This is a genomic window from Kribbella sp. NPDC004138, from assembly GCF_053603655.1.
In genome coordinates this window covers 311,314-336,743 of record NZ_JBSGFZ010000002.1, presented here as the reverse complement: position 1 = coordinate 336,743, position 25,430 = coordinate 311,314, and the positions used below count along the sequence as shown (strand labels likewise).

At 69.7% G+C, this 25,430-nt stretch carries 21 protein-coding genes, 1 tRNA gene and 1 pseudogene; 13 read left to right on the top strand and 10 right to left on the bottom strand.

Features of this window, described 5'->3' with window-relative positions; translation table 11 throughout:
• Positions 1–6 precede the first annotated feature (6 nt).
• Positions 7–6,189, top strand: coding sequence for an RHS repeat-associated core domain-containing protein (locus ACWEOO_RS03715; RefSeq protein WP_452141635.1), 6,183 nt, complete (start codon positions 7–9; stop codon positions 6,187–6,189).
• Positions 6,190–6,215: 26 nt separating this feature from the next.
• On the opposite strand, the gene ACWEOO_RS03710 is transcribed toward ACWEOO_RS03715, so the two are convergent.
• From ACWEOO_RS03710 to bcp, 6 genes and pseudogenes are all read right to left on the bottom strand, one after another.
• Positions 6,216–6,296, bottom strand: a tRNA-Leu gene (locus tag ACWEOO_RS03710).
• Positions 6,297–6,365: 69 nt separating this feature from the next.
• Positions 6,366–7,967, bottom strand: a complete 1,602-nt coding sequence (locus tag ACWEOO_RS03705) for a substrate-binding domain-containing protein (RefSeq protein ID WP_452141634.1) — start codon at positions 7,965–7,967, stop codon at positions 6,366–6,368.
• Between the two features lie 275 nt (positions 7,968–8,242).
• On the bottom strand, positions 8,243–8,911 hold the full coding sequence (locus ACWEOO_RS03700) for an RNA-guided endonuclease InsQ/TnpB family protein (RefSeq protein WP_452141633.1): 669 nt from the start codon (positions 8,909–8,911) through the stop codon (positions 8,243–8,245).
• The gene (locus ACWEOO_RS03695) at positions 8,880–9,287 is read right to left on the bottom strand and encodes a hypothetical protein (protein WP_452141712.1); all 408 of its coding nucleotides are present in this window, start codon (positions 9,285–9,287) and stop codon (positions 8,880–8,882) included. Before ACWEOO_RS03695 ends, ACWEOO_RS03700 begins: the two co-directional genes overlap by 32 nt.
• 54 nt (positions 9,288–9,341) lie before the next feature.
• Positions 9,342–9,461: pseudogene (locus ACWEOO_RS03690) on the bottom strand (helix-turn-helix domain-containing protein); the annotation flags it as partial.
• A 106-nt stretch (positions 9,462–9,567) separates the two neighbouring features.
• Positions 9,568–10,035 carry a thioredoxin-dependent thiol peroxidase gene (gene bcp, locus ACWEOO_RS03685; protein WP_355472747.1) on the bottom strand — a complete coding sequence of 156 codons (468 nt, stop codon included), beginning with the start codon at positions 10,033–10,035 and terminating at the stop codon, positions 9,568–9,570.
• Between the two features lie 101 nt (positions 10,036–10,136).
• On the opposite strand from bcp, the gene ACWEOO_RS03680 reads away from it, so the two are divergent.
• From ACWEOO_RS03680 to ACWEOO_RS03655, 6 genes are all read left to right on the top strand, one after another.
• Positions 10,137–11,717, top strand: coding sequence for a circularly permuted type 2 ATP-grasp protein (locus ACWEOO_RS03680; RefSeq protein WP_452141632.1), 1,581 nt, complete (start codon positions 10,137–10,139; stop codon positions 11,715–11,717).
• A gap of 16 nt (positions 11,718–11,733) precedes the next feature.
• Positions 11,734–12,678 carry an alpha-E domain-containing protein gene (locus ACWEOO_RS03675; RefSeq protein WP_359936382.1) on the top strand — a complete coding sequence of 315 codons (945 nt, stop codon included), beginning with the start codon at positions 11,734–11,736 and terminating at the stop codon, positions 12,676–12,678.
• Positions 12,675–13,517: a transglutaminase family protein gene (locus ACWEOO_RS03670; RefSeq protein WP_452141631.1), complete on the top strand. Its 843-nt coding sequence runs from the start codon at positions 12,675–12,677 to the stop codon at positions 13,515–13,517. The genes ACWEOO_RS03675 and ACWEOO_RS03670 overlap by 4 nt, the downstream gene beginning before the upstream one ends.
• Positions 13,518–13,521: 4 nt before the next feature.
• Positions 13,522–14,565 carry a glucose 1-dehydrogenase gene (locus ACWEOO_RS03665; RefSeq protein WP_452141630.1) on the top strand — a complete coding sequence of 348 codons (1,044 nt, stop codon included), beginning with the start codon at positions 13,522–13,524 and terminating at the stop codon, positions 14,563–14,565.
• A gap of 79 nt (positions 14,566–14,644) precedes the next feature.
• Positions 14,645–14,908 (top strand): DUF3618 domain-containing protein, encoded by a 264-nt coding sequence (locus ACWEOO_RS03660; protein WP_452141629.1) that lies wholly within the window; start codon positions 14,645–14,647, stop codon positions 14,906–14,908.
• Positions 14,905–15,243, top strand: coding sequence for a GroES family chaperonin (locus ACWEOO_RS03655; RefSeq protein WP_185759412.1), 339 nt, complete (start codon positions 14,905–14,907; stop codon positions 15,241–15,243). The genes ACWEOO_RS03660 and ACWEOO_RS03655 overlap by 4 nt, the downstream gene beginning before the upstream one ends.
• A 14-nt stretch (positions 15,244–15,257) precedes the next feature.
• Here ACWEOO_RS03655 and ACWEOO_RS03650 read toward each other — a convergent pair whose 3' ends face one another.
• A complete protein-coding gene (locus ACWEOO_RS03650; protein WP_452141628.1) occupies positions 15,258–16,322 on the bottom strand; it encodes an FAD-dependent oxidoreductase in 1,065 nt (354 codons plus the stop codon).
• 84 nt (positions 16,323–16,406) lie between these two features.
• Here ACWEOO_RS03650 and dapC point away from each other — a divergent pair, with 84 nt between their 5' ends.
• The 3 genes from dapC (at position 16,407) to ACWEOO_RS03635 (ending at position 19,705) form a co-directional block, all read left to right on the top strand.
• Complete coding sequence (gene dapC, locus ACWEOO_RS03645; protein ID WP_452141708.1) at positions 16,407–17,507, top strand: succinyldiaminopimelate transaminase; 1,101 nt, start codon at positions 16,407–16,409, stop codon at positions 17,505–17,507.
• An 84-nt stretch (positions 17,508–17,591) separates the two neighbouring features.
• The gene (locus tag ACWEOO_RS03640; protein ID WP_452141627.1) at positions 17,592–18,929 is read left to right on the top strand and encodes a M15 family metallopeptidase; all 1,338 of its coding nucleotides are present in this window, start codon (positions 17,592–17,594) and stop codon (positions 18,927–18,929) included.
• Positions 18,926–19,705: a hypothetical protein gene (locus ACWEOO_RS03635; protein WP_452141626.1), complete on the top strand. Its 780-nt coding sequence runs from the start codon at positions 18,926–18,928 to the stop codon at positions 19,703–19,705. The genes ACWEOO_RS03640 and ACWEOO_RS03635 overlap by 4 nt, the downstream gene beginning before the upstream one ends.
• On the opposite strand, the gene ACWEOO_RS03630 is transcribed toward ACWEOO_RS03635, so the two are convergent.
• Complete coding sequence (locus tag ACWEOO_RS03630) at positions 19,695–20,690, bottom strand: alpha/beta fold hydrolase (RefSeq protein ID WP_452141625.1); 996 nt, start codon at positions 20,688–20,690, stop codon at positions 19,695–19,697. The two genes, ACWEOO_RS03635 and ACWEOO_RS03630, sit on opposite strands and share 11 nt — an antisense overlap.
• Positions 20,691–20,840: 150 nt before the next feature.
• Here ACWEOO_RS03630 and ACWEOO_RS03625 point away from each other — a divergent pair, with 150 nt between their 5' ends.
• From ACWEOO_RS03625 to ACWEOO_RS03615, 3 genes are read left to right on the top strand one after another with little or no spacing between them, the layout of a single operon-like run.
• The gene (locus tag ACWEOO_RS03625) at positions 20,841–21,995 is read left to right on the top strand and encodes an amino acid deaminase/aldolase (protein ID WP_452141624.1); all 1,155 of its coding nucleotides are present in this window, start codon (positions 20,841–20,843) and stop codon (positions 21,993–21,995) included.
• Positions 21,992–23,293, top strand: a complete 1,302-nt coding sequence (locus tag ACWEOO_RS03620) for a D-arabinono-1,4-lactone oxidase (RefSeq protein WP_452141623.1) — start codon at positions 21,992–21,994, stop codon at positions 23,291–23,293. The genes ACWEOO_RS03625 and ACWEOO_RS03620 overlap by 4 nt, the downstream gene beginning before the upstream one ends.
• Before the next feature lie 9 nt (positions 23,294–23,302).
• Complete coding sequence (locus ACWEOO_RS03615; protein ID WP_359936363.1) at positions 23,303–24,022, top strand: PIG-L deacetylase family protein; 720 nt, start codon at positions 23,303–23,305, stop codon at positions 24,020–24,022.
• On the opposite strand, the gene ACWEOO_RS03610 is transcribed toward ACWEOO_RS03615, so the two are convergent.
• Together ACWEOO_RS03610 and ACWEOO_RS03605 are read right to left on the bottom strand one after the other, a co-directional pair.
• Positions 24,012–24,419 (bottom strand): hypothetical protein, encoded by a 408-nt coding sequence (locus ACWEOO_RS03610; RefSeq protein ID WP_359936361.1) that lies wholly within the window; start codon positions 24,417–24,419, stop codon positions 24,012–24,014. The genes ACWEOO_RS03615 and ACWEOO_RS03610 overlap by 11 nt on opposite strands.
• A 46-nt stretch (positions 24,420–24,465) precedes the next feature.
• Positions 24,466–25,395 (bottom strand): alpha/beta fold hydrolase, encoded by a 930-nt coding sequence (locus ACWEOO_RS03605; protein WP_452141622.1) that lies wholly within the window; start codon positions 25,393–25,395, stop codon positions 24,466–24,468.
• Positions 25,396–25,430: the final 35 nt, after the last annotated feature.

Below are 25,430 nucleotides of genomic sequence, written 5' to 3'. Positions count from 1 at the left end.
CAACACATGAACACCACTGACACCTCACTGTCGTCACGCGGACGCCGACTGGCCATCCTGCTGGTCGCGGCGAGCCTCGTCGGTGCCCTGGTGACGCCCAGCGCCGCCGCGGATCCGCCGGAGAACGGCGCGGCGTCGCTCCAGCCGACGTTCGACCCGCCGAAGCCGCTGGTCGCCGTACCTGGCGAGGCGGTACGGCCACGGGTACCGGCGCGCTCCGGCATGCCGACCACGCCGGCGGGCGCGGCGGCGGTGACCTGGCCGTCACCGGGAACCGCGATGGTCAACCTCGCTGTGCGGGCCCGAACGGCGTTGACCCGGGCCGGCGATCTCCCGGTCCAGGTCGGCGCCGCGCGTGGCACGGCGCCGGGCAGTGTGCGCGTCCAGGTCCACCCACGCGCCGACGCCGTACGCCGGGGTGTCGCGGGGTTGCTCCTGTCGGTCACCACCCCGGAGCGTGTGGCCGGCACCGTCCGGGTCGTCGTCGACTACTCCGGCTTCGCGGACGCCTACGGCGGGAACTGGGCTGACCGACTGACGCTGACGACGATCCTCGGCGCACCCGGAGCAGTGTCGAACGTCCGCAACGATGCCCGGGCCGAGACCGTGACGGCCGAGGTCGACCCGGGGCAGGCAACGATGTTCGCTGTCGCGGCCGCCCCGGACGGGTCCACCGGGGACTACCAGGCGACCTCGCTTGCATCCAGCGGGTCGTGGCAGACGAACCTCAGCAGCGGAGGATTCAGTTGGCAGTACGCGCTGCAGGTGCCGCCCACCCCCGGCGGTCTGGAACCTGAGCTGGCACTGAACTACTCCTCGCAGGCCGTCGACGGGCGGGTCGTTGCCCAGAACAACCAGCCGTCCTGGATCGGCGAGGGCTGGGACCTGTGGCCCGGCTACATCGAACGCACCTACAAGAGCTGTGCCGAGGATCTGGGCGGGAACAACGGCACGACCAAGACCGGCGACCAGTGCTGGGAGACCGAGAACGCGACGGTGTCGTCCAGGGCGGTCAACGGGAAGCTGGTGAAGGGTGCCGACGGCCGGTGGCGACCGCAGGCCGACGACGCCAGTCGCGTCGAACACGTCACGGGCGCCGTCAACGGCGACAAGGACGGCGAGTACTGGGTCGTGACCAGCACCGACGGCACGAAGTACTACTTCGGCCTCAACCGGCTGCCCGGCTGGGCCAGCGGCAACGCGACCACGAACTCGGTCTGGACGGTGCCGGTCTACGGCAACGACGCCGACGAGCCGTGCCATGCCGCGACGTTCGCCGAGTCCGCCTGCACGCAGGCGTACCGGTGGAACCTCGACTACGTCGTCGACGTGCACGGCAACTCGATGAGCTACTTCTACACCCAGGAGTCGAACAAGTACGGCCAGAATCTCGGCAAGACGACGACGTCGTACGTCCGCAACGGTGTCCTGTCCGAGATCCACTACGGCACCCGCACCGGTCAGGACTTCGGTGACGTGCCTGCGAAGGTGGTGTTCACCCCGGCCGACCGGTGCGTGCCCGGAACCGACTGCGCCAAGCACGACAAGACCTCGTGGCCGGACGTGCCGTGGGACCTGAGCTGCACGGCCACGACATGTACGATCGCGCAGCAGGCGCCGTCGTTCTGGACGACGAAACGGCTGGCCAAGGTGACCACACAGGTCCTCAAGTCCGATGGCACCTACCGTCCGGTCGACCAGTGGGACTTGACCCACACCTGGCCGTCCCCAGGTGACAACACTGCAGCCGGCTTGTGGCTCAACTCGGTCAGACGGACAGGCCTGGGCAAGACCACCCCGGTGCAACTGCCTGCGGTGACGTTCACCGGCACGATGTACGACAACCGGGTGAATGGCCCCGAGGACGGTTTGCCGCCACTGAACAAGCCTCGGATGACGGCGATCGACACCGAGTCCGGCGGCCGGATCAGCATCACCTACGCGACGCCGAACTGCGTCGCCGGTTCGAGGCCGGCGGCGGAAACCAACACGCTGCGGTGCTTCCCGGTGCGGTGGGCGATGCCGCCGGCCAGCGAGCCTGTCGACGACTGGTTCCACAAGTACGTCGTCGCCGAGGTGCTGGAGATCGACAACCTCACCAGTGGCGCCTCGACCAGGACGACGTACGAGTACACCGGTGGTGCAGCGTGGGCGTGGGACGCGAACCCGCTGCTCGCGGCGGCCAAGCGCACCTGGTCGGAGTGGCGTGGCTACGAGAACGTGGTCGTTCGGAAAGGCGATCCCGCTCAGGATCTCGACAAACCCCGGCTCAAGAGCGCCTACCGGTTCTTCCGCGGCATGAACGGGGACCGGCTGAACCGCACCGGCGGGACCAAGTCGCGCAGCCTGACGGACTCGGCGGGGACGGTCACCGACAACAAGGAGTACGCAGGCTTCCAGCGCGAGGAGATCACCTACCTGGACACCACGACCGAGGTCTCGGGGGAGATCAGCACACCGTGGTCGCACCGAACCGCAGTCCAGTCCGTGCTCGACACGACCCTGGAGGCTTACCAGGTCGAGAGCGACCGTCAGGTCGCCCGCACCCGGCTGTCGTCCGGCGACAACCGCGTGACCGGTCTCGACAGGTCGTTCGACGAATACGGCAACGTCGTCAAGGTCGACGACCAGGGCGACACGGCGATCAGCGGTGACGAGGAGTGCACCACGACGGACTACGCGCGCAACGTGGCCGGCAACCTCGTCGATCTGGCCGAGCGCACCGTCGTGGAGAGTGTGGCCTGCCACCCGGGCGCCCCGCTGACCGCCGCGATCATCGCCGAGACCCGTACCTCGTTCGACGGCAACGCGTACGGTGCCACCCCGACGCGCGGCCTCGCCACCAAGTCCGAGACAGCCAAGGAGTACTCCGGCGACCTCCCGCAGTTCGTGGCGACCACGTCGACGTACGACACGTTCGGCCGGACGCTGACGACCACCGACGCGCTTGGTCGCACCACGACCTTCGGCTACACGCAGACCAGGGGCCTGACGACGTCCAGTACGACGACGAACGCGCTGCGCCACACCGAGACGACGACGCTCGACACCGCCTGGGGCGTGCCGACCTCGACGGTGGACGCGAACGGCCGCCTGACCACGATCGGGTACGACGCCCTTGGTCGCCGCAGCACGGTGTACCTGCCCGGCCGTACACCGTCGGACGGCGCGCCGAACCTGCGCTACGGCTACGAGGTCACCCGGACCAGCGGCGCGAACTGGGTCCGCACCGAGCGACTCGTGGCCAACGGCAACACCACGGTCTCGTACGAGCTGTTCGACGGCCTGCTCCGGCCGCGGCAGACCCAGGCACCGAGTCCGGTCGCCGCCGGCGGGCGGGTGCTGACCACCACGACGTACGACTCACGTGGTCTCGCGGTACGCACCGACGAGCCCTACTACGACGCCTTGGCACCGGGGACCGACTTCCACCGGCCCGATGGCGCGTCCGTGCCTGGCTCGACCGTCAGCGTGTACGACGGCGCAGGCCGGGTCACCGCCACCGTCAAGCTCGCCGGCAGCCAGGAGCTGTGGCGGACCACCACGTCGTACGGCGGTGACTCGGTGACCGTGAACCCGCCAGAGGGGGACACCGTCACCACCACGGTCTCCGACGCACGCGGACGGATCACGTCGAAGCTGCTGTACCACGGTCGCACCCCGACGGGTGATGCAGACACAACCCGCTACGCCTACACCAAGGCCGGTGCGCTGGAGGCCGTCACCGATCCGGCCGGCAACGTCTGGCGGTTCGGCTACGACCTGCTCGGCCGCAAGACGTCGGCGAACGACCCGGACGCGGGCGCTTCGACCATGACCTACGACGACGCCGGTCAACTGCTCACCACCACCGATGCCCGCGGGAAGACCGTCGCGACGACGTACGACGCGCTCGGCCGCGTCGTGCAGACCCGGACCGGATCGGCTGCCGGCCCTGTGCTGAGCGAGTTCAGCTACGACACGCTGCCGGCCGGCAAAGGCATCCTGGCCTCGGCGACCAGCTACCACGACGGCCACGCCTACGTCAGCCGGACCGACTCGCTCGACCCGGCCGGACGGCCGCTCCGGACGACGGTGACCATTCCGCCCGTCACCGGCTACCTTGAACTCGCCGGGGACTATTCCACGACGTACACCTACAAGCCGGACGGCAGCCTGTCCGGCCGGACGCTGCCGCGCCTCGGCGACCTGTCGGCAGAGACCTTCACGCACACGTACGACTCGCTCGGCCTGGCCGACCGCCTCACCGGGGCGACGACGTACATCGATGCCACGGCGTACAACCAGGTCGGCGAGGAGTCCAGCGTCGTACTCGGGCCGAAACCGGCGGCGGGCCAGCCGTCCACCCAGGTGACCAGGTGGTCTGCCTTCGACCCGGCCACCCACCGGCTCACCCAGCAGCAGCTGACCAGAGTTGTCGACGGCAGCACCACCGCACAGAAGATCGATTACGGCTACGACCCCGCCGGCAACGTCACCCGGATCGTCGACCACGCAGCCGGCTCGGTCGCCGACACCCAGTGCTACCAGTACGACTACCTGCGCCGGGTGACGCAGGTTTGGACGCAGGTCACCGGCTGCGCCGAGACCCCGTCGTCGACAGTGGTCGGCGGTCCGGCGCCGTACTGGCAGGCGTTCGGCTACGACGTCACCGGTAACCGCACCAGCAAGACAATCAAGGGTCTGGGCGGCGCGGCAGACGTGGTGACGAGCTACGCGTACCCGGCTCCGGGGCCGTCGGCGGTCCGGCCGCACGCCCTCACGTCAGCGACCAGGGCGACGGACACCGTCGAGTACGGCTACGACGCCGCCGGTCACACCGTGACCCGGCCAGGCCCGGCCGGAACCCAGACACTCGACTGGGACGACGCCGGACGGCTGGCCCGGATCAGGACCGCAACCACCGAGACGTCGTATCTGTACGACGCCTCCGGCGCGCCGCTGATCCGGCGCGACAGCGGACGGGCGACCCTGTTCGTCGGTGGCGGCGAGGTGGTGCTCGACACCACGTCCCGGGTGCTGACGGGGCGTCGCTACATCGAGGGTGTCGGGGTCCGGACCAAGGCCGACGGCGTGCTGTACCTGGGTTCCGACCACCACGGCACGGCCGGAACCGCGGTCAAGGCCGACGACCCGGCCTCGATGGACGTACGTCGGATGGATCTGTTCGGCAACCCTCGCTCCGGTTCGGCCGGCTGGCGCGGTGGCGACAGGGGATTCGTCTCCGGCACGCCGACCGCCGGCACCGGTCTGACCAGGCTCGGGGCACGCGAGTACGACCCCGAGCTCGGCCGGTTCGTGTCCGTCGACCCGATCGCGGACTACCTGGATCCGCAGCAGCTGAACGGCTACGCGTACGCGAACAACAACCCGGCGACGATGTCCGACGCCACCGGCCTGAAGTACTTCATCGGCGACGACGTACGCCGCCGGCCGGCCAGAGGTGCGAGCGCGGACGTCTCCTTCAATCCGGCGAAATGGCGTCAGCACGCGACGGGGCAGATGCGCACCGGTGCGACGAGCTGGGACTCGGGAGCAGCCAGGATCCGAGCCCGCCGCCTCTGCCAGGCGGAAGCCATCGCCTGCGGCATCCGCCAGGCCAAGGAAAAAGCCCGCCTGACCGCCATCGCCAGCCGCAACGAACGGGCCCCCCTGTGGCACCGCGCCGCTCTGAAGGATGCCCGCTTCGACATCGACACCTCCAGGCCCAAGCAAAGGGATTACACAACCGCTCTTCCAGCCGGGCTCGAGTTCCGCGCCGGCCTGAGAGCGATCGGGGTGGGCGCCGCCGGACCGGCGCACGGCCTCGTCGGCCTGATCGCGGATCTGATCGGCCGGAGCAACAGCATGGTCTCGAAATGGGCGGCGATCGGCGATCCCGCCGCCAGGAACCAGATCGAAGGGGCGAAGCAGGACAACGCGATTGCGGAGTTCCTCGGCGCCGACGATCTGCTGCAGGTGGAGATGCCCAGCACAGACAACGGATCGCACACCGACGTCTATGTGACGTGGGCACGGCGGATGATCAAGGAGGGTAGACCGGTCTGGCTCGCGACTCGGGTTTCGTCCGAGCAGTTGGCGAGACCGTTCTTCGACTGGGAGGTACAGTACGCCGCCATGTACCACGAGTTCCTCGACGCCGGGTACACCCTCGACCGTGAGGACAACGCACTCGTACCCCCGGGGTAGCCGAGGGCAGGTATGCGACGGTGTTGTGCCAGAGGCGGGAGTTGAACCCGCACGCCCGGGGGCGCCGGCACCTAAAGCCGGTGTGTCTGCCGTTCCACCACTCTGGCTGGGGGAGGGTCGCCTCCCCTAGGTGGACATCCTAGGGGAGGCTGAGGGAGGGGCTGGAATCTCGTCTGTCAGCGGCTTTGCAGGGCGTCGATGAAGACGCTCTTCAGGTCGCCGGGGTTGCGGGCGACGTACGCCGCGCCGCCGGTGGCTCCGGCGAGGGCGCTGAGTTCGTCGGCGTTCGCCTCGGGGCCCATGCCCAGGGCGATGATGCGGACCGGGCGGGCCGGGTCCTGCAGGCTGCGGAGGGCCTGCACGGCCTGGGCGAGGGTCGGGCTGCCGGGGTCGTCGTTCTTGCCGTCGGTGAACAGCAGGACGGTGTTGACCGCGTTCGACTTGTACTCCTGCCGGACCTGCGTGACCGCGGCGATCGCGGTGTCGTACAGCCCGGTGCCGCCGTTCGGGATCGGGCCCTGGATCTTCAGCTGGGCGGTGATCTTGCCGCGCTGCACCTTCGACAGCGGCGCGATCGGCACCAGCGGCTTGTAGTCGGCGCCGAGCTTGCCGATCTTGGTGGAGAACGTCCACAGGCCGAGCTGGGCGCTGTCCGGGAACAGGTTCAGGCCGCCGATCGCAGCCTCGATCGTGAGCTGCATGCGGGTCTTGCCGCCGACCTTCTCGGCCATCGAGCCGGAGACGTCGATGACGGCCAGCGAGTGCGTGGACAGCGACAGCCGGGTCCAGTTCTGCAGCGTGGTGTTGATCGCCTGGCTGGTCGGCTTGGTCAGCTGGGTCATGTCCCCGACGCCGCGGCCGCCGCTCAGCGGGCTGAACGTGGTGTCCCGGAAGCCGGCTTGGTCACGGGCCTGTCCGGCGCTGTCGGTCAGCAGTTCGCCGGCCAGCGCCTGCGCGGCCCCGTTCGCGGCGTCCGTGTCGGACTTCGCGGTGACCACGATCGGGTAGTCCAGGTACAGCGTGCCCGTGCCCGGCTGGATCGCGCGCAGCTGGGTGTCCGGGTGCGACTCCTGGTACTTCAGGAAGCTCTGCTCGGTCGCCGGGACGACGGTCTTGCTGCCGTCCTGGTCGGCGCGGCCGAACAGCGCGTTCACGTCGGAGTACGGCTTGGCCATCGACCCGAGGTGCTGCGCGAGCGGTACGACGAGTTGCGAGACCTGGCTGTCGGACGCGGACGTCTTCTGCCGCTCCATCTGCACCGCCAGCAGCGTCAGCGCGCCGGGGGAGGAGTTCAGCGGGTCGAGCAGGGCCGGCTCGCTCGCGCCCAGGACGCGCAGCCAGGACGACGTGTCGCCGAAGTTGTCCCGCCGGCCGACGATGACCATCGGCGACGTGGCGATCGAGGCGACCGCGACGTTCGGGACGCTCTGGCCGTCGTCGGCCTGGGCGACCCACAGCGAGGAGTCCGGCACCCACAGGTCGGGCCGGTTGTCGCTGCCGTGCGCGACGTCCCGTGCGACCTGGGCCGACGGCGCCGCGCTGATGGTGATCTGCAGGCACGGGGCACCGTCCTTGCCGCCCTTGGCCGCGACCGCCTTGGCGGCCGCCTCGAGCGGCGCCTGCATCTCGGGCGTGGTGGACAGCTGGATCTGCGTCGGGTCGGCGCAGGCCTTACCGGAACCGAGGAACCCGTCGGCGCCCGATTCGGACCCGAAGGAGCGGACCACGAAGACGGCGCCGAGTGAAAGCACCAGTAGTCCGACAGCGGTGATGTACACCGAGCGACGGTTGTTGTTACTACGCGTCACCGCAGAGGAATGTTTTCCCATCGCGGCAGGTTCCTCCCTCCCAGAGGCTGACTGCGCGCGCAGATTACCCGGTTTCCTTACGTCACCGCGAAGGCCGGCGACGGTCGTGACACACCCGTCGCTGAACCGTAGCCGTCCCCGGAGTACGGCTCTTTCACAGGAACGCTTAAAAACTCACCCTGCGTATCGACTCCACTCCGAAGCGCTGAGCAAGTGGTGTGATCCAAATCACAACAAGAGTTCGCTCAAACGACCGTTCCATGGACCACCGTCATGAAACGGTCGAAGGTTTCCGTTGCGGGTGGGGCACTCGTTGGGCACACACTCACAGCCGCTGGCGAGGCGGTCCCGGTCTCATGCACTGGGCTGCCGGGTAGACGTTTCACAGCCACCTGCCCGGTAGCCCGGGTCTTCTGGTCGGCTCCACGTCCGTTTAACGTCTCCGCACCACTCGCGGCGTCCGCCAGCGCGGCGAGGTTCCTCGCCGCGTTCTCGTCACGGTCCATCACCAGACCGCAGGAGTTACACCGGAACACGCGTTCGGACAGGAGCAGCTTGGCTTTCACCACTCCACAGTTCGAACAAGTCTTACTGGAGGGATACCAACGGTCGGCCACGATCAGCCGCCCGCCGTTCCACTTGGTCTTGTACGCCAGTTGTCGGCGGATCTCGCCGAAACCCGCGTCCCAGATCCGACTGGCCAGCCTGCGGTTCTTCAGCATGCCGGCAACGTTGAGGTCCTCCACGACGACCGTCCCGTACTCGCGGGCAACCGCCGTGGTCAGCTTGTGTAGCGCGTCGGCACGCTGACACGCGACGCGGTGGTGGACCCGGTTGCGCTGAACGTTGGCACGCCGCCATCTCTGCGACGGCACCCGGCCGTTACGACGGTCCGGACCGACGCGGCGGGACACACGGCGCGACAGCTTGGCGAGCGGTGCCGTCGAGCAGTTCGAGCGCCGGGGTCTCGTGCAGCCGCACCCGGCCGATCCGCGGCAGTATGGCGTACCGCTCATCGCAGCCGATGGCGCCGGTGGTGAACCGGCACGACTTGACCGCCTTGTGCTTGGTCTTGAACCGCGGGAACCCCATCGCCCGACCTTGCCGCTGACGGCTACGCGAGTCGGCCCAGTTCTTCAATGCGGCGGCCAATTGGGTCAGGCCTGAAGCGTAGGCCTCCTTGGAGTAGTCAGCCCACCATGGTGCGACCGTCGGCTTGGCCTGGTTCCAGGCTTTGCGCAGTGAGTACATCGACCAGGAGATCACCGGTGTCAAGAGCTCGTCTGGCACGCCGTAAGTGCGCTCCGCTGCCCTCTGGTCCAGACCTGCTTTCACCCGGCCCAGACCCCAGTTGTATGCCTTGCGCGCCGCACCACAGTGCCCATCCAGGCATCGGACCTGACGGGGCGTGGGATCCAGCGCGTACTTGTATGCCCGCAGCGTCACAACGGCAGCGCAAGACATGTCACCATTCTCGCCGACCCCACCGACACAGATCAGGTGCCCGGCACCCCGGCTTGGCCCCTAGGCCTCCCCGAGGCCATTTCGGTCCGACCCTGCCGCGGCAGGCTCACAGGCCCAGGTCGCGGCGGAGCTTGGCGACGTGGCCGGTCGCCTTCACGTTGTACTGCGCGACCGCGATCTTCCCGTCCGGGTCGACGACGAACGTGGACCGGATCACGCCGGTCACCTTCTTCCCGTACATGGTCTTCTCGCCGAACGCGCCGTACGCGGTCAGCACCTCCTTGTCCGGGTCGCTGAGCAGCGGGAACGTCACGCCGTCGCGGTCGCGGAACTTGGCCAGCTTGGCCGGCTTGTCGGGGGAGATGCCGAGGACGGCGTACCCGGCGGCCTGCAGCGAGTCGAGCGAGTCGCGGAAGTCGCAGGCCTGCTTGGTGCAGCCCGGCGTCATCGCGGCCGGGTAGAAGTAGACGATCACGTTCTTGCCGCGCAGCCCGGCCAGCGCCACGTCGTTGCCGTCGGCATCGGGCAGGGTGAAGTCGGGTGCGGTGTCGCCGACGGACAGACGATCGGACATCAGGTCCTCCACGGGTTGGTCTCCTGCGCGCAATGTTACGTGCGCGAAAACTGCTGTCCGTTGGAGGTGCGAGCGGCGGCGCGGTAGGTGAAGATGCGCAGATGAGCCGCATACCGTCCCGCCAGTTGTTCGACGGCTATCTGGATCCGCGTCGCCCGCATGCGGGGGCGTACGACGAGATGTTCGATCCGGTCGACGGCGTACGGACGGCGTACAAGCGGCTGCACGACTCGTTGCAGCCGTTGCAGCCCACCGACCTGACCACGCGGTCGGAGGCGCTCGACCGGGCGCTGGTGGACCAGGGGATCACGTTCAGCCTGTCGGGTGAGGAGCGGCCGTTCCCGCTGGACCTGGTGCCGCGGGTGATCACGGCGTCGGAGTGGGCGCGGCTGGAGCGTGGCGTCGTGCAGCGGGTCCGCGCGCTGGAGGCGTTCCTCGCCGATATCTACGGGGACCAGCAGATCGTCGCGGACGGCGTACTGCCGCGCCGGCTGATCACCTCGTGCGAGCACTTCCACCGGCAGGCGGCCGGCATCGCACCGCCGAACGGTGTCCGTATCCATGTCGCGGGAATCGACGTGGTGCGTGACGAGCAAGGTGACTTCCGGGTGCTCGAGGACAACCTGCGCAGCCCGTCCGGGGTCTCGTACGTGATGGAGAACCGCCGGACGATGGCGCGGGTGTTCCCGGACCTCTTCGCGAAACACCGGGTCCGCGCGGTCGGCGACTACGCCGTCCACCTGCTCCGGGCGCTGCGGGCTGCCGCTCCGGCGAGCGCCACCGATCCGAACGTCGTCGTGCTGACACCGGGCGTCTACAACTCGGCGTACTTCGAGCACTCGCTGCTGGCCCGGCAGATGGGCGTCGAGCTGGTTGAGGGGCGGGACCTGTTCGCGCGCAACAACGTCATCTACCTGCGGACCACCGAGGGCGAGCAGCGGGTCGACGTGATCTACCGGCGGATCGACGACGACTTCCTGGACCCCGTGCAGTTCGTACCGGACTCCGTGCTCGGTGTCGCCGGTCTGGTGAACGCGGCGCGCGCGGGCAACGTGGTGATCGCCAATGCGATCGGCAACGGCGTCGGCGACGACAAGCTGATCTATACGTACCTGCCGGAGATCCTGAAGTACTACCTCGGTGAGACGCCGCTGCTGCCGAACGTCGACACCTACCGGTGCTGGCTGCCGGCGGAGCAGACAGAAGTACTGGACCGCCTCGACGAGCTGGTCACGAAGCCGGTGGAGGGCTCTGGCGGGTACGGCATCGTCTTCGGGCCGGACGCGTCGCCGAAGGAGCTGCAGGCGCAGCGGCGCCGCATCCGGGCCAATCCGCGCGGCTGGATCGCGCAGCCCGTCGTACAGCTGTCGACCGTGCCGACGAAGGTCGGTGAGCGGCTCCAGCCGCGCCATGTCGATCTGCGGCCGTTCGCGGTCAACGACGGTGAGGACGTGTTCGTGCTGCCGGGCGGGCTGACCAGGGTGGCGATTCCGGAAGGCAGCCTGGTCGTCAACTCGTCACAGGGCGGCGGGTCCAAGGACACCTGGGTCCTGGCGCCCCGCGCCTCCGGAGAGGACGCCGAGCTGCGCGGTCCGGGGCTCGGAACCCCCAGGGTGAAGCCCGACAGTACGCCGGAGCAGGGCCCTGAGCTGAACGTCGCCCAACAGCAGCAACAACAGTGATGGGGAGGTGCTGACGATGCTCGCACGCAACGCCGAGTCGCTGTACTGGATCGGCCGGTACGTCGAACGCGCGGACGACACCGCGCGGATCCTGGACGTCTCGGTGCACCAGCTGCTCGAGGACGCCACTGTCGACGCCGACACGGCCAGCCGCCGGCTGCTCACGGTCCTCGGGATCACTCCGCCGGACGGCAGCGAGCTGGACGTGTGGGGCCTGACCGAGCTGGTCGCGATGTCGCCGGAGACCGGGTCGATCGTGTCCTCGATCGCCAGCGCGCGGGAGAACACCCGGGTCGCACGGGAGGTCGTGTCGAGCGAGCTGTGGCAGTGCATCAACGCGATGTGGAACGCCGTCCCCGAGCGGCAGCGCGCCGCGCGCCGGGTGGGGCCGCACGAGTTCTTCACGTTCGTGGAGGACCGCGCCGCGATGTTCGCCGGGCTGGCCGACTCCACGATGAGCCGCGACGACGGCTGGCGGTTCCTGGTCCTCGGGCGGTCGGTGGAGCGCGTCGACATGATCGTCCGGCTGCTGATGTCCCGGGTCGGCGACCGGCCCACCTCACCCGGCTGGGTGACGGTACTGCGCTCCGCGGGCGCACACGACACCTATTTGAGGACGTACCGCGGTGCCCTCGACGCGTCCCGGGTGGTGCAGTTCCTGTTGCTGGACCGGTTGTTCCCGCGGTCCGTGTTCCACGCGCTGCAGCAGGCGGAGTCCTGTCTCGACCACCTCGACCACGGACCCTCGGCCCGGATCGGGGCCGGCGCGGAGGCGTCGCGGTTGCTGGGCAAGGCGCGCAGCGATCTGGAGTTCCTGCGGCCGGCCGATCTGCTGGACGACCTGACCGGCAGACTGCAGGCCTTGCAGACGACAGTGCGCGAGGTCGGTGAGGCAGTGTCGCGGCAGTACTTCCACGTGGTGCCGTGGATCGAGTGGAACAACGCGGAGGTGAACCTGTGAAGTGGCGTCTACGCGTTGTCCATACGACGGGCTACCGGTACGCGACCGCGGTGACGCAGTCGTACAACGAGGCCAGGCTGACCCCGCGGCACGACAACCGGCAGAACCTCATGGTCGCGCGGCTGGAGACCGTCCCGGCGGCCCGTGCGTACAAGTACACCGACTACTGGGGTACGGAGGTCAACGCGTTCGACCTGCAGATCCCGCACACCGAACTGAAGGTGGTCGCGGCCTCTGTCGTCGAGACGACAGACCAGGCCGCACCGACCGCTGAGGCGACCTGGGTCCAGCTGAAATCACCTGAGGTCCTGGACACGTACGCCGAGTTCCTCGAGTGGACCAGCTACGTCCCGAAGCACCGGGAGCTGTCCGCCGTCGCGCGCTCGCTGCGCAAGGGCCGCACGCCGGAGGAGACCGTCCTTGCGGTGTCGAAGTGGGTCCACGACAAGCTGAAGTACCAGCGCGGCACGACCGGCGTGCACTCGTCCGCTGTCGACGCCTGGCAGGCCGGTGAGGGTGTGTGTCAGGACTACGCGCATCTGACGCTGGCCATGCTGCGCGCGGTCGGTGTCCCGGCCCGCTACGTGTCGGGCTACCTGCACACGAAGCCGGACGCCGCCGTGGGCGAGAAGGTCGTCGGCGAGAGCCATGCGTGGATCGAGGCCTGGACCGGCGAGTGGTGGGGCTTCGACCCGACCAACGACATCTCGATCGGGCACCGGCACGTCTGGGTGGCGACCGGGCGGGACTACGCGGACGTGTCGCCGCTGAAGGGCATCTACTCCGGTGGTGCGGCGACGGCCATCGAGGTGACCGTCGACATGACCCGGTTAGCCTGAGCCGATGCGGGCCATGACAGTGACGCCGGGCAAGGCCGACTCGGCGACAGTCGGTGACGTGCCGGAGCCTCCCGTCGCCGACGGATCGATGCTGGTGGAGGGCCTGCTGACGGGCATCTGCGGGACCGACCTCGAGCTGGTGTCCGGAGCGTTCGGCAGTGGTCGCCCCGGTGCGGACCGGCTCGTCATCGGGCACGAGTCACTCGGACGGGTGCTGGAGGCGCCGGCGGGCTCGGGCTTCGCGAGTGGCGACCTGGTCGCCGGCGTCGTCCGTCGTCCCGACCCGGTGCCCTGTGTGGCGTGTGCTCGCGGCGAGTGGGACTTCTGCCGCAACGGGCAGTACACCGAGCGCGGCATCAAGGAGATGGACGGGTACGGCGCCGAGCGCTGGCGGGTCGACCCGTACTTCGCCGTACCGGTGCCGGCTGAACTGGGAGAGCTCGGGGTCCTCGTGGAGCCGGCCAGCATCCTCACCAAGGCGTGGGAGCAGGTGGATCAGGTCGGGGCCCGGTCGTGGTTCGCGCCACGGCACGTGCTGGTGACGGGCGCCGGTCCGATCGGGCTGCTGGCCGCGTTGATCGCCTGGCAGCGCGGGTACGACGTACACGTGCTGGACCGGGTCGTGGACGGGCCGAAACCGGAGCTGGTCCGGGCGCTCGGCGGGACGTACATCACCGACCTGGGGCAGCTGGACGCCGTACCGGATGTGGTGATCGAGGCAACAGGCGCCGGGCAGCTGGTGTTCGACTGTGCGTCGCTGCTGCCGCCGGCCGGGGTCATGTGCCTGGCCGGGATCCACCCCGGCCCTGCGACCGTCAGTGTGCAGCTCGACGCACTGGTCCGGCAGCTGGTGGTCCGCAACGCCGCACTGGTCGGCACGGTGAACGCAGGGAAGCGCCACTATGCGGCCGCGGTCGACGCGCTGCTGGCGGCGGACCGGGCCTGGCTGGAGCGGCTGGTCACCCGGAGCGTGCCGCTGTCCGATTGGCCGGCCGCATTGGTGCGGGAACCGGATGACATCAAGGTGGTCGTGGACTTGCGGCGATGACCTGCGAGGATGGTGGGTGACGAAGGGCAGACCGGGCCAGGCCCCGAGCTGCCCTGCCGATGGAAGGGAGCGCCGACTCGTGTCGGACACGAACGCTCGGACCGCCGAGCAGATCGAGGCGGATATCGCCGCCACCCGTGCGCGCCTGGCCTCGACCGTGGACGAGCTGGTCGACCGGGCCAGCCCGAAGAACCTGGCCCTGCGCCAGGTCGAGCAGGCCAAGTCGCAGGTCTTCGACGAGCAGGGTCAGTTGCGGACCCAGAAGATCCTCGCGGTCGTCGGCGCCGTGGCCGGTGTGGTCGGTGTGCTTCTCGTGATCCGTCGCCTGGTGGGTCGCCGGTGACTCCACGCAAGCGGCTCTCCGACGACAAGCTGCCGATCCGGATGCTGCACGACCGCGTCCTGGTCTCCCTCGAGCAGGAGGGCGAGCGCAAGTCGTCGGCGGGCATCCTGATCCCCGCCACCGCGCAGATGGGCCGTCGGCTGGCCTGGGCGAAGGTCGTCGCGATCGGCGCCAACGTGCGCACGGTCGAGGTCGACGACCGGGTGCTGTTCGACCCGGAGGACCGGGCCGAGGTCGAGGTGCGCGGCGACGACTACATCCTGCTGCGCGAGCGGGACCTGCACGCGGTGGCCGCCGGCCGCCTGGAGGACGGCCAGACCGGCCTCTACCTCTGAAACCACCTCTGAAGTTACCGCTGGAACCCGAACCGCGCCGGCGTCTGCGCCGCACCCGTGACCAGGTCGCGGACGAAGGCGCCGACCAGCGGCACGAACTTGAAGCCCTGCCCGGAGAACCCGGCCGCGACCGTGACCGGCCCAGCGCGGTCGATGACGAAGTCGGACGTCGGCGTGTTGTCGTAGAGGCAGCTGATCGCCGTGGACCGGCCGGCGTCGAGCCCCGGGAACCACTCCTCGACGTACCGCAGCAGGGTCGCGTCGCGCTCGGGCTCCGGCTGGAAGTCCCGCGTGTCGGGGTCCACCTCCGGCCCGGTCGCGTGCAGACCGACCTTGACGCCGGAGCCAGGCTCGTAGAGGCCGTAGCTGGTCGGGCCGTGGTGCACGAAGCTGGGCCACTCCAGTTGGTCCGACAAGGGCGTGAAGAACCGGGGCTGCTCCTGTGTCACCTTGAACGGCGGCAGCGTCACCAGACCGTCCGCCAGCCGCGGGGTCCACGGCCCAGCCGTCAGTACGACGTGCCGCGCCCGCACCGCCCCGCCCGGTACGTCGAGCTCGACCAGCCCTGCGTACGTCCGCAGCGCCCGCACCGGCGACTGCACGCGGAACTCGGCGCCCCACCGAGCAGCGACGACCTGTAGCGCGTGCACGGTCCGATCGGCGTACAGCCGGCCCGACCCTGGCTGGTACAGCACCGGCGTCTCAAACCGGAACCCTGGCCAGCGCTCCGCAGCCTCTGCCGCGGTCAGCACCGAGCCAGTTGCCGCGTGCAACGAGCGGAAGACGTCTACCTCCGCGTCGCTCAGCCCGTGGTCGATCCCGCCGGTCTCTTCGAGCAGGGCCTCGCCCGACTCCGCCTCCAGCTCCCGCCACAGCGGCCGGGCGCGTTCGGTCAGCTCGGCGATCTCCGCGTCGTCTGCGGCCGGCCGGAAGAGCCGCGTGGCCCCGTGCGACCCGCCCCGCTCGTGCCCGAGCGTGAACTGCTCCAGGACGACGACCTCTCGTCCCGCCGCGGCCAGCGCGCGCGCAGCGGCCGACCCCATCGCACCGGCCCCCACCACCGCCACGTCGTACGTCATCCGGTCACCCCCTGTCCGCACAGATCGTAGTGAAGTGGACAGTCGATCTCACCTGCCGAGCGGGTAGGGGAGAATGGCCAGGTGATCTTCGAGACCTCCAGCCGGTTGCCCGATTTCCCGTGGGACAAGCTCGACCCCTTCAAGCAGAAGGCGGCCGCGCACCCCGACGGCATCGTCGACCTGTCGGTCGGCAGCCCGGTGGACCCGGTGCCGGCGCTGGTCAAGCAGGCGCTGGCCGACGCCGCGGACGCCCCGGCGTACCCGACGACGATCGGTACGTCGGCTGCGCGGCAGGCGGCCGTGGACTGGATGGCGCGCCGGCTCGAGGTGACCGGGGTGGACCCGCAGCGCGGCGTCCTGCCCGTGATCGGCACCAAGGAGCTGATCATGATGCTCCCGACGCTGCTCGGCATCGGGGCCGGCGACACCGTCCTGATCCCGGACCTGGCCTACCCGACGTACGAGGCCGGTGCGGCGCTCGCCCGGGCGGCCAGCGTGCCGGTCGCGGACCCGACGGCGTACGACGGCCCCGTCCGGGTCGCGTACCTGAACTCGCCGCGCAACCCGTCCGGGGAGATCACCCTGCCGGACGACCTGCGGCGTGCGGTCGAGTGGGCGCGGGCGAACGACGTCCTGCTGGTCAGCGACGAGTGCTACACCGAGTTCGGCTGGGACGAGAAGCCGGTGTCCGTGCTGCACCCGGACGTGTCCGGCGGCAGCTTCGACAACCTGCTGGCGGTGCACTCGCTGTCCAAGCGCTCCAACCTGGCCGGGTACCGCGGCGGCTTCGTGGCCGGCGACGAGACGGTCGTGGCTGAGTTGCTCGCCGTCCGCAAGCACGCCGGGCTGATGGTGCCGTCGCCGATCCAGGCCGCGATGGCCGCCGCGTTCGCCGACGACGCCCACGTGGAGGAGCAGCGTGCGCGCTACCTGCGTCGCCGCGCCGTACTGCGGGACGCGCTGACCGACGCGGGCTGGGAGATCACCCTGTCGAACGGCGGGCTGTACCTGTGGGCGTCGCACCCGTCGTACGACGCGTACGGCTCCGTCGGTGCGCTGGCGGACCGCGGCATCCTCGTCGCGCCCGGCGCGTTCTACGGGACCGCGGGCGAGCGGCACGTCCGCGTCGCGCTCACCGGGACCGACGAGCGCGTCGACGCCGCCGTGAAGCGACTGCAGGAATAAAGAAAACTTCCCGCCTTCGTGTGACGTCTCCCTGTGTGACTGCCTCTTATAGGGGTAGGTGTTGTCGAGGGGAGGGTGAGGCGGATGAGGCGCTTCGTTGGGGTGGCGGTCGCGGTTGTGCTGAGTCTCGGGTCCGTCGGAGTGGCCCATGCGGACGAGACTCCTTCGCCGAGTGTGACTCCGTCGGCGACACCGGCTGAAACGCCGACCCCGACGCCTACGCCGACTCCCACGCCCACACCCACGCCCACACCGACACCGACGCCGTCGGCCGCGGTGACCCCGGCGGCGGCCTGGTCGATCACGCTGGACCAGCCGGCGGCCTCGTGGGAGGACAAGCCGACGGTCTTCACCGGCAAGATCAGCCAGCCGATCACCGGGTCGTACATCACGCTGTGGCAGCGGGTCCCGGGCGCCTGGGTGCTGCGCGCGTCGACCCGGACCACGACCGGCGGCGTGTACCGGTTCAGCTACGTCTCGGCGGCCCCGGGCACCTGGGCGTTCCGCACGATGATCGGGGTCAAGGCGGAGACGGCGCTCGCGATCTCGGACTACCGGACGGTGCCGATCCAGGACCGGAAGATCGTGATCACCACCCCGGCCTCCTGGTACGCGACGCTGACCGGCGTCTCGGTCACCGGCCGGATGGTGCCGGCCGAACCGGGCAAGGAGCTCGCGCTGCAGGAGTATCTCGGCAGCGGCCGCTGGGCACTGCTGAACATCGCGAAGATGGATGCGGCCGGCAATTTTCGGCTGAGGGTCCCCGACGACCTGCCCAAGACCCGCACCGTCCGCGTCGTCACGCGGTACGTCACCCAGCCCGCGATGGAGTACTCCGGTCTGGCGACGATCGTCATCAAGGCGGCCCTGAACCCCAAGGTGTACGCCGTGTCCGCCGCGATGGTGCCTTACACCTATCGCAGCGGCTGCCCCGTGCGGCCCTCGTCGCTGCGGCTGCTGCAGCTGAACTACTGGGGCTTCGACGGCCGCGTGCACCGGGGCGAGCTGATCCTGCGGGACGCCGCGGTGGCGAAGATGATCACCGTGTGGACCTCGACGTTCACGTCCAAGTTCCCGATCCGGCAGATGCGCCGGGTGGACGTGTTCGGCGGCAGCGACATCAAGTCGATGGCGGCCGACAACACGTCGGCGTTCAACTGCCGCCGCGTCACTGGCGACCCGTACTCGTTGTCGCCGCACTCGTACGGCTGGGCGATCGACATCAACACCGTCGAGAACCCGTACCTGGCCGCGGACGGCGTTTGGTACCCGTCGAACGGGCTGGCGTACCGCAACCGGTCCGTGGTGCGCCCGGGCATGCTGTTCTCCAGCAGCGTCGCCACGAAGGCCCTGATCGGACAGGGGTACTTCTGGGGCGCCGGCTGGGCCAAGCCCGACTACCAGCACTTCGAGCCGAGGTGAAGACCGTTGTAGTCGCCGGTGTCCTGGCTGCTGTCCTGGTCGGCTGCAGCTCCAAGTCGGCTGCTGAGCAACCAGCACCGAGCTCAACGCCCAGTCCGACGCCGGTGATCCCCAGCACGGTCAGCGGGACGGTGCCGGTGCCGCCGACCACATTGCCCACCAGCAACCCGACTGACGCCGCCGTCCCACCGGAGGTGCCGGAGCAAGCCACCGCCCCGCCTCCCGCGAACGCCGGTCCGCTCACCGCCCACAACCTCCCGGCTCCGGACAAGCTGGGCGCAGGGTGGAAGACGTACACGGACCCCGGCGGCGCAGAGGCGGGCTTCATCGGCAACAACACCTGGACCCGCCGCCGCGACCCACACCAGGCGTCGTACGAAGCCCTGCCCTCCGGCTGCGCCGGCCAGCCGGTCAAGGGATCCCTCCCGATCCCGCAGTACGCACTGACCGGCAGCTACCGCACCGCCGACGCCTTACCCGCCACTGCTCTCCTGCTCCGCTTCAGCACCTCCGACGCGGCCACTGCGTACTACCGCGGCTACGAGACCCGTATGAAGGCCTGCGGCACCGGCGGTGATCTGAGCGTCAAACAGCTCTGGGACACCGCCACAGCTGCCACCGCTGTTCGTACGTACGCCGGAGCGGAGTCCTACGTCGACGTGTCGATCGTGAAGGGTTCGACAGTCGCCCTGCTCGCGACGAGCTCCGCACAACCGGACAAACAGGCCGACTGGGCACACACCGTCGTACCAGCCCTGGAAGCCGTCATCGACTAGCGTCGACCACTGCCTGCGCGAACTCGCGCGGCGCCTCCTGCGGCACGTTGTGACCGACGTCGAACGTCCGGTGCTCGTACCGGCCGATGAAGTGGTCCCGGTACGACGAGCCGTCGCCGGCCGGCGTGAACGGGTCGTACCGCCCGTCGATCGTGATCGTCGGGACGCCGATCTTGGGCGCCTTCTGCAGTTGGACCTCCAGCTCGGCGTACTCCGGCTCCGCCGGGGCCAGGCTCTGCCGCCACCGGTAGTTGCCGATCACGATGGTCTCCCAGTCCGGGTTGTCGAAGGCGGCCGCGGTCCGGGCGTAAGTCGCCGCGCCGTACTTCCAGGTGGGTGAGTTGAACTTCCAGATGAACTCGCCGAGCTCCCGCTTGTACTGGTGCAGGCCCTTCACGCCGCGCTCGGTGGCGAAGTAGTACTGGTACCACCAGGCGTTCTCGGCCGCGGGCGGCAGCGGGTTCAAGTTCGCTTCGAGGTTCGTGATCAGGTACCCGGTGACCGAGACCAGAGCCTTCACCCGCTCCGGCCAGAGCGCCGCGATGATGTCCGCGGTGCGCGAGCCCCAGTCGTAGCCGGCCAGCACAGCGCGCTGGATGCCGAGCGCGTCCATCAGCGCGAGGATGTCGAGCGCGAACGCGGCCTGGTCGACGTTGCGAGGCGTGCCGGCCGAGCGGAACGTCGTACTGCCGTGGCCGCGCAAGTAGGGCACCACAACGCGGTAGCCGTGGCGGGCGAGCAGCGGGGCGACCTGTTCGAAGCTGTGGATGTCGTACGGGAATCCGTGCAGCAGCAGCACCGGAGTGCCGTGCGCCGGGCCGAGCTCGACGTATCCGACGTTGAGGACACCGGCGTCGATCTGCTTGACCGGGCCGAAGGGCAGCTTGGGTGCCGCGGCCGCGCCGCCGGTCACGAGCGGGACGACACCGGCCGCCAGTGCGGCGGCGCCGGTGGTCCGGAGGAGGGTGCGGCGGCTGACGTTCATGGAAGACCTCTCTGATCGGGCGTTGGCCTGGTTCGCCCTCAGATTCGCCCGGACCGGGCACCGCTCGAACCCGTGAGATCCACTGGTCCGCCCGCACACCACACCAGAAGTTGTATTACCTTTCAGTATTTCGTGACCTACACTCCGGTTATGGGTGACTTCGACAGGTATGCCCGGCTCACCGCGCGGCTGGACGCGCCGTACGCGGTGATCGACCTCGCCGCGTTCCGGCGCAACGCCGACGACCTGGTCCGGCGCGCCGCCGGGACGCCGATCCGGATCGCGTCCAAGTCGGTCCGCTGCCGCGCGCTGATCGCGGCCGCGCTCGAGCGTCCCGGCTTCCGCGGCGTGATGAGCTACGCGCTCCCCGAGGCGCTCTGGCTGGCGCGCAACGGCGTCGACGACATCCTGCTCGGTTACCCGACGACGCATCGGGCCGCGCTCCGCGAGCTGTCGGAAGACCCCGGGGCGGCCTCCCGGATCACGCTGATGATCGACTCGCCGGAGCACCTCGGGTACATCAAGGCCGCCGCGACCGGCCCCGCCCGGATCCAGGTCTGCCTCGACGTCGACGCCTCGCTGCGAGTCCTCGGCCGGCACCTCGGCGTCCGGCGGTCCCCGCTGCGGACCCCGGCCGAGGTCGCGGCGCTCGCCCGGACGGTCGCCGCGGACGACACGTTCGAGCTGACCGGCGTGATGTTCTACGAGGCGCAGATCGCCGGTCTCCCGGACACCTCGCCGGCAGTCCGCTGGGTCAAGCGGCGGTCGGCCGCCGAGCTCGCCGACCGGCGCGGTGCCGTCGTCGACGCGGTCAAGCAGGTTGCGCCACTGCGGATCGTCAACAGCGGCGGCACGGGCAGCCTCGAGATCAGCAGCGCCGACCCGGTCGTCACCGAGGTCACCGCGGGCTCCGGCCTCTACGGCCCGACCCTGTTCGACAAGTACGACGTGTTCCAGCCTGAGCACGCGATGGCGTACGCGCTGGACGTCGTACGTCGCCCCGCGCCGCGGATCGCCACGCTCTTCGGCGGTGGGTACGTCGCGTCCGGGCCGGCCAAGAAGTCGCGGCTGCCACTGCCGGCCGCGCCGTCCGGCCTGAAGCTGCTGGGCACCGAAGGCGCAGGCGAGGTGCAGACGCCGGTCCAGGGTCAATCGGCCGATCGGCTGCGTCTCGGAGACAGAGTGTGGATGCGCTACGCGAAGGCGGGCGAGATGCTGGAGCGGTTCGACGTCGTGCAGGCGATCGACGGCGATCAGGTGACCGAGCTGGTCACCTACCGCGGCGAAGGGAAGAACTTCGGATGAGCACCTGGCGGAACTGGGCCGGCACCGAGTCGGCGACCGGGATCGAGACCCTGCGTCCGCGCTCCGCCGACGAGCTCGCGGCGGCGGTCAAGTCCGCGGCCGAGCAGGGCAAGAAGCTCAAGGCGGTCGGATCCGGGCATTCGTTCACGGGCTGTTCGGTGCCGCAGGAGGTGATGATCCGCCTCGACGGGCTGTCCTCGATCACTCACGCGGACCAGGAGTCCGGCCGGGTGACCGTCGGTGCGGGCACCGGCCTGCGGAAGCTCAACGAGGGCCTCGCGGCCTTCGACCTGGCGATGGCGAACCTCGGCGACATCGACAAGCAGACCGTCTCCGGCGCGATCTCCACCGGCACGCACGGGACCGGCGCGCGGCTCGGCGGCCTGGCCACGCAGATCGCCGCACTCGACCTGGTCACCGCCGACGGTTCGGTGCTGCACTGCTCGCCCGACGAGAACCCCGACGTGTTCGCCGCGGCCCGGGTGTCGGTCGGCGCGCTCGGGGTGATCAGCTCGCTGACGCTGCAGTGCGTGCCGGCGTTCCTGCTGCGCGCGCAGGAGATGCCGCTGCCGCTCGGTGAGGTCCTGGACGGTTTCGACGAGCTTGCCGACGGCAACGACCATTTCGAGTTCTACTGGTTCCCGCACACCGACATCGCGCTCACCAAGCGGAACAACCGGGTCGGCCCCGGCGTCGGCGCGTCACCGGTCGGGCGGATCCGCGGCTGGATCGACGACGAGCTGCTGTCCAACAAGGTCTTCGAGCTGACCAACCGGCTCGCCGTGCGGCGGCCCGGGACGGTGCCGCGGATCAACCGGATCGCCTCCCGCGCGCTGTCCGCCCGCGAGTACGTCGACGCGTCGTACAAGGTGTTCTGTTCCGAGCGCAACGTGATCTTCCGCGAGTCGGAGTACGCCGTGCCGCGGGAGCACGTGGTCGACGTGATCCGCCGGCTGCGCGAGTGGATCGACGCCTCCGGGTCGCGGATCCCGTTCCCGATCGAGGTCCGGGTGGCCGCGCCGGACGACATTTGGCTGTCCACGGCGTCCGGCCGCGCGACGGCGTACGTCGCGATCCACCAGTACCACCGGCTGCCGCATGACGGGTACTTCCGGGCCTTCGAGGAGATCGTCGCCGACTACGACGGCCGGCCGCACTGGGGCAAGCTGCACACGCTGACGGCCGCCGAACTGCGCGGCCGGTACCCGCACTTCGACGACTTCCTCGCCGTCCGCGACCGGCTGGATCCGCAGCGAACGTTCGAGAACCCCTACACCCACCAGGTCTTCGGCGGCTAGCCTGCGACCATGAGTGAACCGCAACCGCTCGAACCGGTGACCGAAGACTGGCAGAAGGCGCTCGCTGTCGTCGCCCACCCGGACGACCTGGAATTCGGCACCGCGGCCGCGATCGCGCGGTGGACCGGACAGGGCAAGCAGGTGGTGTACTGCCTGCTGACCTCCGGCGAGGCGGGTATCGACGGCGTCGACCCGGCCGAGTGCGGCCCGCTGCGCGAGGCCGAGCAGATCGAGTCGTCCCGGATCGTCGGTGTCTCCGTGGTCGAGTTCCTCGGCCAGCCGGACGGCACCATCGAGTACGGCGTGGCGCTCCGCCGCCTGATCACCGCCGCGATCCGCCGGCACCAGCCGGACATCGTCATCACGAACAACTTCCGCGACACCTGGGACGGCGACGTGGCGCTGAACCAGTCCGACCACATCAGCACCGGTCGCGCCACGCTCGACGCGGTCCGGGACGCCGCGAACCGGTGGATCTTCCCGGACGCCGGCGACAAATGGGACGGCGTACGGCAGGTGTGGGCGGCCGGCTCTCCGAACTCGCGGCACGGCGTGGACACGACCGACACGTTCGAGGTCGGTGTCAGGTCCCTGCAGGCGCACAAGGCTTACATCGACGGCTTGAACCGCGGCTTCGACGCCGAGGAGTTCCTCGAAGGTGCGTCCCGCCCGGCCGGCACCAGGCTGGGCACGAAGTACGGGACGCGGTTCGAGGTCTTCACTCCGTGAGGTAGGCCCGCAGGTGCGGCGGCGTGGGCTTCGGGCGGCGGGGCTCGCGGTCGCCTGCGGTGTCCGGGCCGGGCGGGTTGTTCGGACCCACCCACGAGCGGACCAGTGCGCGGCCGCCCTTGCGGGTCAGCCGGTGCAGGTCGATCTGCTGGACCTGGGCGGCCGGGATGCCGAGCTGGGCGAGGCTCCGGTTGGCCATCTCGCAGGCCGCGTCGTGCTTGCGCGGCGACAGCTTCTGCTGCAGGACGATCGCTATCGTGCCGTCCGGCAGGTCCTCGATCCGCTGGAAGCGCAGGCCCTTGTCCAGGGAGCACGAGTTCAGCGCGAGGTCGATGTAGGCGGCGTTGGACAGTCGGCGATCAGGCTTCGCGCGCGCAACCACTTCGTATCGGGCCATGCTCCGATCATCCGTCGGCCCGCACCGGAATTCCAGGAATCTGCGATCAGCGAAGTCGGTCGATCGCGGCCGCCACATCGGCCGGGTGGGAGATCGGCGTGAGGTGGTTGGCGTCCGGGATCAGTGTCGGCGCGGGGGCGCCGATACGGGTCGCGGTCTCGGCCGGGTTCCCGCCGTTGGTGTCCTCGGCGCCGAAAACGACCGCTTTCGGGAGCTTCAGCGCACTGAGCATCGCCAGCCGGTCGGGGGAGACGGCCGGGATGCCGTGCGCCGTCATCTGCCAGACCGCCTGCTCCGCGCCGGGCTGCCGGAACGGGCGCGTCCACTGGTCGACATCCATTTCCGGGCAGGCGGGGGAGCAGACGCTGTTGTAGATCCGCTTCAGCAGCCAGCCCTGGTCGAGCACCAGCCGGAACAGCGAGGTCCGGTACGGCGGGACGACCAGCCAGCGCGGCGGCCCGGCCTGACCGCCCGGCAACGGCAGCCCGTCGCCGTCGAGGAACATGATCCCGCCGATCCGGTCCGGCGCCTCGAGCGTCGCCTCGGCCGCGACCCCGGCGCCGAGCGAGTGCCCGACCAGGATCGGCCGCGGTTCGCCCGGCCCGCCGAGGTGCATCGCCTCCAGGAACCCGAGCAGCTGCGCCGCGAGATGCTCGACCGTGTACGGCCCCTTGCGCTCGGAATACCCGTAGCCGGTGATGTCGTACGCGTACACGCGATGGTTGGTGGCGAGCAGCGGCACGACCCGTGACCACGTGTCGACGGACTCCGCCGAACCGTGGACGAGGACGACGGGCGCTCCCGACGTACCCCAGGTGTCGTAGCGGGTGTTGATGCCGGCCGCCTGCACGTACTTGAGGCCGGGCGGCGGCGCGGCGGTTCCGTTGGTGGCGAGGTTGTAGCCGAGAGAAGCCGCGGTGACGACCAGCCAGAGCCCGAGAAGTCCCAGGAACCCCCGCCACAGGAACCGTTTCACGGCCCCCAGTCTGACAGTGAGGCGCTGTCCGGTGA

Excerpts from the sequence above, each read along its gene's own strand:
- ACWEOO_RS03715 (WP_452141635.1), top strand. The coding sequence starts at position 7 with ATGAACACCACTGACACCTCACTGTCGTCACGCGGACGCCGACTGGCC.
- bcp (WP_355472747.1), bottom strand. The coding sequence starts at position 10,035 with ATGTCCGATCGTCTGTCCGTCGGCGACACCGCACCCGACTTCACCCTG.
- ACWEOO_RS03680 (WP_452141632.1), top strand. The coding sequence starts at position 10,137 with ATGAGCCGCATACCGTCCCGCCAGTTGTTCGACGGCTATCTGGATCCG.
- ACWEOO_RS03675 (WP_359936382.1), top strand. The coding sequence starts at position 11,734 with ATGCTCGCACGCAACGCCGAGTCGCTGTACTGGATCGGCCGGTACGTC.
- ACWEOO_RS03665 (WP_452141630.1), top strand. The coding sequence starts at position 13,522 with ATGCGGGCCATGACAGTGACGCCGGGCAAGGCCGACTCGGCGACAGTC.
- ACWEOO_RS03650 (WP_452141628.1), bottom strand. The coding sequence starts at position 16,322 with ATGACGTACGACGTGGCGGTGGTGGGGGCCGGTGCGATGGGGTCGGCC.
- ACWEOO_RS03640 (WP_452141627.1), top strand. The coding sequence starts at position 17,592 with ATGAGGCGCTTCGTTGGGGTGGCGGTCGCGGTTGTGCTGAGTCTCGGG.
- ACWEOO_RS03630 (WP_452141625.1), bottom strand. The coding sequence starts at position 20,690 with ATGAACGTCAGCCGCCGCACCCTCCTCCGGACCACCGGCGCCGCCGCA.
- ACWEOO_RS03625 (WP_452141624.1), top strand. The coding sequence starts at position 20,841 with ATGGGTGACTTCGACAGGTATGCCCGGCTCACCGCGCGGCTGGACGCG.
- ACWEOO_RS03620 (WP_452141623.1), top strand. The coding sequence starts at position 21,992 with ATGAGCACCTGGCGGAACTGGGCCGGCACCGAGTCGGCGACCGGGATC.
- ACWEOO_RS03615 (WP_359936363.1), top strand. The coding sequence starts at position 23,303 with ATGAGTGAACCGCAACCGCTCGAACCGGTGACCGAAGACTGGCAGAAG.
- ACWEOO_RS03610 (WP_359936361.1), bottom strand. The coding sequence starts at position 24,419 with ATGGCCCGATACGAAGTGGTTGCGCGCGCGAAGCCTGATCGCCGACTG.